Consider the following 7,852-nt stretch of genomic DNA (forward strand, 5'->3'; position numbering starts at 1 on the left):
GATAATACGTCCATGACTATTAGCCACGAGTCGATTTACCAGGCCCTTTACGTACAAGGGGCAGGCAGCTTGCGCAAAGAACTTGTGTTTGAAAAGTCCTGCCGGACTACCCGGCCAGGGCGTAAACCCCGCTCGCTTTTAGCCGGGGTGCCCAAGCCACGTGGAAAACGCTGGACTCATGATGCCAATATTTCACTTCGCCCAGCCGAAGCCAATGATCGTGCGGTACCCGGTCATTGGGAAGGCGATTTGATTATTGGCGCAGATGGCACCAGTGCTTTAGCGACGTTGGTGGAACGCCGCAGCAGGTTTGTGCTGCTCGGCAGACTCGGCACTGACCATACTGCCGCCAGTGTCAATGAGGTGATGGTACGGATGATTCGTCGGCTCAAAGAGTCGATGGACACCACGATTTCGACGTTGACCTGGGATCAGGGAGTGGAGTTTGCCAAACACACCGAGTTTTCTGTCGCGGAGAATATCCAGGTGTTTTTCGCCGATCCGCATTCGCCGTGGCAGCGAGGTAGCAATGAGCGGATGAACCGGGATATCCGGTTTTATTTCCCCAAAGGCACCAACTTTACCGATGTCACCGACCAAGAGGTCGCCGAGGCGGAAGCATTGCTGAATAACCGGCCACGGGTAGTGCTCGACGGGTTAACTCCCCGGGAGGTAATCTCTGGTGTTATCCATGATGCAATGACCGCCTGACCCTACCGCCCGAAAAATGGCTTGAAAGTGTCATAAACTTACACAGTTTCACATTTGCAGCCCGCATCCATGGGGCCATTCCGGTGGATTGGCCAAAAAACTGGGCTTGAATAAGCCCCCGCCCACTTCAAGCCCCCACTTCAAGCGCCCCTACTCAAGCCCCCGCCCCGAGGCCACTGATGTGAAAACCCGCAGCCATGGCTGAACTAGCAGTCACGGCTGCGGGCCTCCAGCAGAAGTAGCTCTGCTAAGAATCTAAAAGATTACTTGTTAATCACCGTGGTCGGGTGCACGTAACCCAGAGTCTCCGGATCAACCGGGAACTCAATGTCGCCGAAAGGCGAATCTGCACCAGCGTGGTGAGCAATCAGTTCAGTAACAGCGTGCTGACCAGGCTCGAGGTCCTTCGGCCAGCCGGGATCGACATAGGATTTCTTTGCAACGTTAGCCATGCTGAGATTATCCCAAAAATTTTCTCCCCAGTCACCTTCTCCCCTCCTTAAATCTCACTAAAGTGGGGATTGTCATGACTAGCACCACCCCCTTTGCACTCTTTTCCGACTGGCTGGCAGGTCAACCAGACCAATTTGTGGGCACTATCCTCAGCAATCGCCCCGATGCGCTGTCGCCACCGCCGAAGTCTTCCCAGGTGCTAGCGGCAAGGCTCCAGCTCCGCGCTTCTGTCTCCCGCGCGCTGACCAAACTGCCCGCACTGGAGCTCGCCTGCATTGAGGCCGCCGCCGACCTCGGTGCTGACGCCGAACCCGTCACTGCGGACGCCCTCATCGACTACATTCTCGACTTACTCTCTCGAGCAGAGGTTCCCGCCAATCAACGGCCCACGGCCACGCATATTCGGACAAGCCTCGATACCCTGCGCGAATACGGACTCATCTGGGGCAACGGTCCCGGCCCCCGCGGCACCTTCACCGGCAAGTCCACCCGCAAGAAACCTCTGCCCTGGCAGGACTACTTCTGTCTCAGCGATGAGGTCGCCACCTCGTTGCCACCTGGCTGGTATCTTCTGCCCAATCCCGATGGCCCCAGCCGCAGCCAGCTACGCACGGCACTCACCGAGGTCACAGACAGGCAGCAGCGTCTCCTGGATACTCTCGCCAACTCCGGAGGGCTCGGCGTCACAAAGGACGCTCATCCGGATGCCGACCCTTCACTGCCGGTCCCAGCGCTCATCAACGCCGGCCTGCTCGAACGCATCGACGAGGGCACCGTCCGCCTGCCCGCCACCGTTCGCGCGCTTATGCGTGGAGTCGGGCTTGCCGACGACGACGTCCCCCTGCGCCCCGAAACCCCCGCTACCCAGGTGATCGCCAGCGGTAACGACCGTGCTGCCGCCACTGCCTGGGAAACTTTGCGACAGGCGACTGACCTGCTGGACTTGCTGGGAACCGACCCCGCGCCGACCTTGAAAAACGGTGTCATCGGAGTGCGGGAAACCCGCAATCTCATCGAGGAGCTCGGCGTCGACATCTCGGAGCTGGCTCGCGGCGTGGCTAATCTCAGTGCAGCGGGCCTGGTTCATGTCGGCACTCCGCATCCGGTGCCACTGCATGACACCGGTGGTGACTATTTCGCCCCCACGCTGGCAGCCGACGGCTTTCTCGACGCCGATCTGGTTGACCGGTGGGTGAGTTTGACGGTCGGCACTCGCACTAGCGACGCAGCTCCCTGGCGGGTCGACCAGCTCAATGAGGAAGGCAAGCGCATTGCTCTGCTCTCCCCACAAGCTCGGCTCTCCGGGGTACCGTCAATCCGGGAAATGGTGCTGGCCTGCTGTGCGCAGGTGGCGTCGTCGGCAAGCGACAACGACGTCATTGCTCTGACTGACCTGCGTGAATCCGCCGCCTACTACTACCCAATCACCAACGCGAGGTGCACAGACGAGACGCTCAGTGGCGTGGTCGACGAGCTGGTCGCCCTCGGCATCGTCGTGCGGGACCCGGGCGTGGAAACAATTTCCGTCGGACTTAGCGAGGTCGGCAAAGCCACGGTCGCGCTCATCGAATCCGGCACTGCCGAGGCCTTCGACGATCTACGTGCCGCCTGCAACAACCTCTTGCCGCCGAACGCCTCGTACCTGATGGTCCAGGCGGACAACACCATCGTCGTACCGGGCCCCGCATCCCCGGAGATGGAACGCATGCTCAGTTCGATTGCGCAGCTGGAATCTCCCGGCCTCGCCAGCGTCTACCGTGTGACCGAAGACAGCCTCCGCGATGCCCTCGACGCCGGCATCAACGCCGCCGATATCTCGGAGTTTCTTTCGCGCTACGCCGTCGGCGAGGTGCCGCAGTCCATTACCTATTTGCTTGACGACGTCGCCCGCCGCCACGGTCGTCTCCGCGGTGGCCCCGCAGCTTCGTTTATCCGCTGTGACGATCCGGCCCTGCTGGCCTCATTCCAGAGTCACCAGGCTGGGCAAAGCCTGGCGTTGCGGAAGATTGCCGAAACGGTGCTAATTAGCCAGGCCCCGCTTGCCCAGGTGATTGAGACCGCTAGAAATGCGGGCTTTTCCATCATCGCCGAAGATGCAGAGGGTTTGGTGCTGGATCTCGGTCGCGCTCCCTGCCGCATTGAGGCGCCAGCTCCGGTGCCTACTGCGCGTACAACGATGCCCGAACCGGAACGCATCAGCCAGGCGTTGACGGCTATTGCCGATGGCAACCGTGCTGCTGAGCACGCTGGTAGTTCCAGTGGCACTGCAGCCAGTGGCAACACTGCTGGGGTCTCTGGCTCGGCTGCGGATTCGGCGACAGGTACGGGCACGGCTGCCGGTGCCAGCGCTAGCACCGGTGGCACGAGCGACTACGCCTCCGGCACCGAAGCGTTCAAGCTTCTGCAGCGCGCGGCTCGCCATGGCGACGACCTGTATTTGAGCTACGTTGACCGCAACGGCAAACCCGGCCGCAAGCGCGTGCGCCCAGTCACCGTCTCCGGTGGGCAGGTCGATGCTATCGACCCGGCCACCAGTCAAGTGCTGCGCTTCCTGCTGCATCGCATTACCGAAGTACATCCTGTCGACTAGGCGGCGGGCGCGCGGACCGTCGTAAAGCGATGCAGAAGCGAATGTGGCGGTTCGGGATGATTCGAGCCCGTGCCGCATCTTCTGCGTAATCGTGGCAGAATTGACCTTTAGCTTATTTTTGGTCGAATGTCTGCGAGGCGAGGAAATAATGGGTTTCGGCACGGGTCCGCTGATCGTCCAATCGGACAAGACGGTGCTGCTGGAGGTCGATAATCCGGAGGCGGATGCGGCACGCGCGGCGCTGGCACCGTTCGCGGAGCTCGAACGTGCTCCTGAACATGTGCACACCTACCGCATCACCCCGCTGGCGCTGTGGAATGCCCGCGCCGCCGGTCACGACGCGGAGCAGGTGGTCGATGTCCTCGAGCGCTTCTCCAAGTTCCCCGTCCCACAGCCGCTGCTTATCGACGTCGCGGAGACCATGGACCGCTACGGTCGCCTGAGCCTGACCAAGCATCCAGCTCACGGCCTTATTCTGGTTTCACACGACCCTGCGGTACTGGCCGAGGTGACCAAGCACAAAAAGATTCGTCCGATGCTCGGCGAGCAAATCGACGCCGACACCTGGACCGTGCACCCCTCCGAGCGAGGCCGAATCAAACAGGAGCTGCTGAAGGTCGGTTGGCCGGCCAATGACACCGCCGGCTACATCGATGGTGAGGCACACGCCATCGCTTGGCAGGATCAGGGCACCGGCGGCCACGACACCTGGGAACTGCGCGACTACCAACGCATGGCGGCTGATTCCTTCCGCGAAGGCGGCTCCGGCGTCGTGGTGCTGCCCTGTGGCGCAGGCAAAACAATCGTCGGTGCAGCGGCCATGGTAGACGCGCAGCGCACCACTTTGATTCTGGTCACCAACACCGTCGCCGGCAGGCAGTGGCGCGACGAGCTGCTGCGACGCACCTCGCTGACCGAGGACGAAATCGGCGAATACTCCGGCGAAAAGAAGGAAATTCGCCCCGTCACCATTGCGACCTACCAAGTGGTCACGCGCAAGACTAAGGGAGAATACCGCGCACTCGAGCTATTCGATTCCCGCGACTGGGGCCTCATCATCTACGACGAGGTCCACCTCCTGCCCGCTCCCGTGTTCCGAATGAGTGCGGATCTGCAGTCGCGCCGTCGACTGGGGCTCACCGCTACCCTGGTGCGCGAAGATGGCCGCGAGGGCGACGTCTTCAGCCTGATTGGCCCGAAGCGCTACGACGCCCCATGGAAGGACATTGAAGCCCAGGGCTGGATCGCACCGGCAGACTGCGTTGAGGTCCGCGTGACCCCGACCGAGTCCGAGCGCATGCTCTACGCCACGGCTGAGGCCTCCGACAGGTATCGTCTGGCCGCAACGACGCCGACGAAGATTCCCGTCGTCAAGCAAATCCTTGCCCGACACGAGGGCGAACCCGCTCTGGTGATTGGTGCCTACCTGGATCAGCTCGAAGAGATCGGCGAAGAGCTCGGCGTCGACGTCATCGAAGGAAAGACGTCCAACGCCAAACGCGAGGAGCTCTTTGGGAAGTTCCGGCGCGGCGAGATCAACACGCTGGTGGTCTCCAAGGTTGCGAACTTTTCCATCGACCTTCCCGAAGCCTCTGTCGCCGTGCAAATCTCCGGCACCTTCGGTTCCCGACAGGAGGAGGCACAGCGCCTGGGGCGTCTCCTGCGCCCGAAGTCCGATGGTGGTGGCGCCGTCTTTTACTCGGTGGTGACTCGCGATACGCTCGATACCGAATACGCAGCTCACCGCCAGCGTTTCCTGGCGGAACAGGGCTACGCCTACCGAATCGTCGACGCAGACGAGTACCTCGGGCCCTCCCTGCCCGGTGATTCCACCGCTAGCTCGGAATCCTAGAAAACTGGATAACTAAAGGACTGCCATGAACTTTCACTTCCCCGTCAACCGCGAGCACACCAACGCCAACAACGAGTACTACCGCGATGCCCGCCGACTGCTCATCTCCTCCGGCATTTTCTCTGCTCTGCTGCTCGTCGGCGCTGTGCTGGTTCTAATAGTTTTCGACCGCACGCCGTTTGTTATCGGCAGCGCGGTTGTGCTTTTCGCCCTCGCGGCTCTCTACGTCGGCGTTACCTTCCAGGTGCGACGCGCAATTAAGGATCCGCAAGAGCTTTACGACGAATCCCCGCTGGTTCCGGCCATGATTGCACGTGTGGATGAGCGGACCATGGTGCTGATGACCCTGGTGGACATGCGTAAAAACCCCTCCGATGGCGAGCCCGTCCCGGCCCTGGCTACACGTACGGTCACCACGATTTCCGGTGTCCCCCGCCGCGTGGGCGCGAAGGTGCCAGCTGTTGCTGTGGCCGGTACACACAAGAGCCGCACCGAGTTCTACGACGAGATCACCCCAGTGCCGCTCGCGTGGTCCACTCCAGACAAGTCAATCATTGCCCAAGCCCAGCGCAATATTCCTGTCAACGATTGGAATGTGCTCGAACGCAACATCGACCGGGTGGAAGAGGTACACGCAACGAAGCGCAACCTCCTGCCGCTGAACTAGTCCGGGGGCTGTTAGCCCCCGACATTTTGGCACTGAACTGTTCTAGACCCGCCCCCGATTTCCCTTAGCAGCGCCCCCTCCGCGGTGCTCACATGCACGGCGAGAGCGCCATTGGGAACTGAAACGGATTGACTAGCTCTTGCCCCATGACTCTTCGTTCTGCCGGTCGATCGCTTCCTTATCGTATTCACCTGCCGGATCCTCTGGCAGCTCACGTTCCGTGTGAGTGGCCTCTAGAATGAACCGCGCCGCGTCCGTAATCTGTTCTCGCTGAACCTTTGGAACCGCAATCTGGTGAGTCGCCAAGAATACCGCCTGAGAGGCCTCTCCCCCTGCCTCCTCAACCTTCTTCAGGTACTCGGTAGCTGGCCGAACGACAGTATCGCGGGAGGCCGCCTGAACGTGGACACGCATGCTTCGCGACGGCTCATGCAATCCCGGTGACACTTCCTTTGCCGAATCATCAGAGGTGCCGAAGAATGCCTGCAACCACACCGCAGGAGCACCACGCAGGTCTAGAGCCGGGGCAACGAGCAACAGAGCAACCGGAGTGTCTTGACTAATCTGGTCCACCGCAGAAACAACGTTGTGGCCGCCTGAAGAGACACCATAGAGAACTATCGGGTTCTGATCACTGATGGGCATTGCACCCAATTTTTGAAGCTGCAACGAATCATCTGCAACAGATGCGACTACCCGCGCGATGTCATTGACGGCCTCAGATACTTTATGCTCTGGCGCGAGACGGTAATCCACATCCACAACAATTGCGCCCGATCGGGCTGCCAGGGCAGCCATATTTGGGCCGAAGGAATTCTCACGCAGACTGCCGTCACCCATCCAGAAAGCGCCGCCGTGTGCAGCAACTACCACAGACCCGGTTGGATCCTGCGGGACAAAAACCCGAACCGGAACGCTAGGACTATCCCCCACCGTCGTATCCGTCACCTCTACCTTGCCGTCGGCATACGCAAGGTATGGCGAAGAGTGGTTGACAGCCGCCCCCAGGACCATCATCGAACCGTGAATAATGGCGTCTGGCATACGAGCGCCGCGGTCATTGACTGACGCACGAGCCTTCTTAATGTCTTCCTCAGAGGCACCCAAGGGGACAACCTCGCTCAAGTAGGAATAGGCCGAGACGTGTTCTTCGAGCCATTCAATAAGCTGTTGTAGCTTACCTTCTTCGGTCGTTACGGGAGTGAAGTTGTCTTGAGCCTCGTCCTCAGAAGAAGCGAGGTTAACCACATCGGAGTTAGGTGTCTGATTAGTCATAGAGACAGTCTGCCACAGAGAGCCAACGAGGATTCACCAAAAGAGGAAACCGAGGATCCGATCGACGCTTAGTTAATTCCGTTTACCTGTGGGTAAAACAAAAGTGGGCCGCAGCACCCAACCCCACACAAGGGGCAAGGCAACCACGACCCACACAATAAACTTTTTATGCCGGCGGCGACCTACTCTCCCACACCCTCCCGAGTGCAGTACCATCGGCGCTGGTGGACTTAGCTTCCGGGTTCGGAATGGGACCGGGCGTGACCCCACCGCTAACACCACCGACAAAAACCAGGCAACAACC

Annotated in this window: 6 protein-coding genes and 1 rRNA gene; 4 read left to right on the top strand and 3 right to left on the bottom strand. The window is 60.3% G+C overall.

The annotated features are described in order from the left end of the window. Nucleotides 1–711 (top strand): IS30 family transposase (locus ADB08_RS06745; protein WP_049170654.1); only part of this gene is annotated, 711 nt, incomplete at its 5' end. Between the two features lie 263 nt (nucleotides 712–974). Here the strand turns inward: ADB08_RS06745 and ADB08_RS06750 are convergent. Continuing rightward, complete coding sequence (locus ADB08_RS06750; protein ID WP_016423317.1) at nucleotides 975–1,163, bottom strand: hypothetical protein; 189 nt, start codon at nucleotides 1,161–1,163, stop codon at nucleotides 975–977. 74 nt (nucleotides 1,164–1,237) lie between these two features. Here ADB08_RS06750 and ADB08_RS06755 point away from each other — a divergent pair, with 74 nt between their 5' ends. The 3 genes from ADB08_RS06755 (at nucleotide 1,238) to ADB08_RS06765 (ending at nucleotide 6,273) form a co-directional block, all read left to right on the top strand. After that, a complete protein-coding gene (locus tag ADB08_RS06755) occupies nucleotides 1,238–3,754 on the top strand; it encodes a helicase-associated domain-containing protein (protein WP_049171983.1) in 2,517 nt (838 codons plus the stop codon). A 148-nt stretch (nucleotides 3,755–3,902) separates the two neighbouring features. Continuing rightward, nucleotides 3,903–5,606, top strand: a complete 1,704-nt coding sequence (locus tag ADB08_RS06760) for a DNA repair helicase XPB (protein ID WP_016423319.1) — start codon at nucleotides 3,903–3,905, stop codon at nucleotides 5,604–5,606. 25 nt (nucleotides 5,607–5,631) lie between these two features. After that, the gene (locus tag ADB08_RS06765; protein WP_049171985.1) at nucleotides 5,632–6,273 is read left to right on the top strand and encodes a DUF3239 domain-containing protein; all 642 of its coding nucleotides are present in this window, start codon (nucleotides 5,632–5,634) and stop codon (nucleotides 6,271–6,273) included. Between the two features lie 132 nt (nucleotides 6,274–6,405). Here ADB08_RS06765 and ADB08_RS06770 read toward each other — a convergent pair whose 3' ends face one another. Continuing rightward, nucleotides 6,406–7,548 (bottom strand): alpha/beta hydrolase, encoded by a 1,143-nt coding sequence (locus ADB08_RS06770; protein WP_049171987.1) that lies wholly within the window; start codon nucleotides 7,546–7,548, stop codon nucleotides 6,406–6,408. Nucleotides 7,549–7,717: 169 nt separating this feature from the next. After that, a 5S ribosomal RNA gene (gene rrf, locus ADB08_RS06775) occupies nucleotides 7,718–7,834 on the bottom strand. Nucleotides 7,835–7,852 lie beyond the last annotated feature (18 nt).

It is taken from the genome of Corynebacterium sp. 239_CJEI (assembly GCF_001055995.1).
GTDB classification, from domain to species: Bacteria; Actinomycetota; Actinomycetes; order Mycobacteriales; family Mycobacteriaceae; genus Corynebacterium; species Corynebacterium jeikeium_D.

Bases quoted from the DNA above. Each gene is read 5' to 3' on its own strand.
- ADB08_RS06750 (WP_016423317.1), bottom strand. From the start codon at position 1,163: ATGGCTAACGTTGCAAAGAAATCCTATGTCGATCCCGGCTGGCCGAAG.
- ADB08_RS06755 (WP_049171983.1), top strand. From the start codon at position 1,238: ATGACTAGCACCACCCCCTTTGCACTCTTTTCCGACTGGCTGGCAGGT.
- ADB08_RS06760 (WP_016423319.1), top strand. From the start codon at position 3,903: ATGGGTTTCGGCACGGGTCCGCTGATCGTCCAATCGGACAAGACGGTG.
- ADB08_RS06765 (WP_049171985.1), top strand. From the start codon at position 5,632: ATGAACTTTCACTTCCCCGTCAACCGCGAGCACACCAACGCCAACAAC.
- ADB08_RS06770 (WP_049171987.1), bottom strand. From the start codon at position 7,548: ATGACTAATCAGACACCTAACTCCGATGTGGTTAACCTCGCTTCTTCT.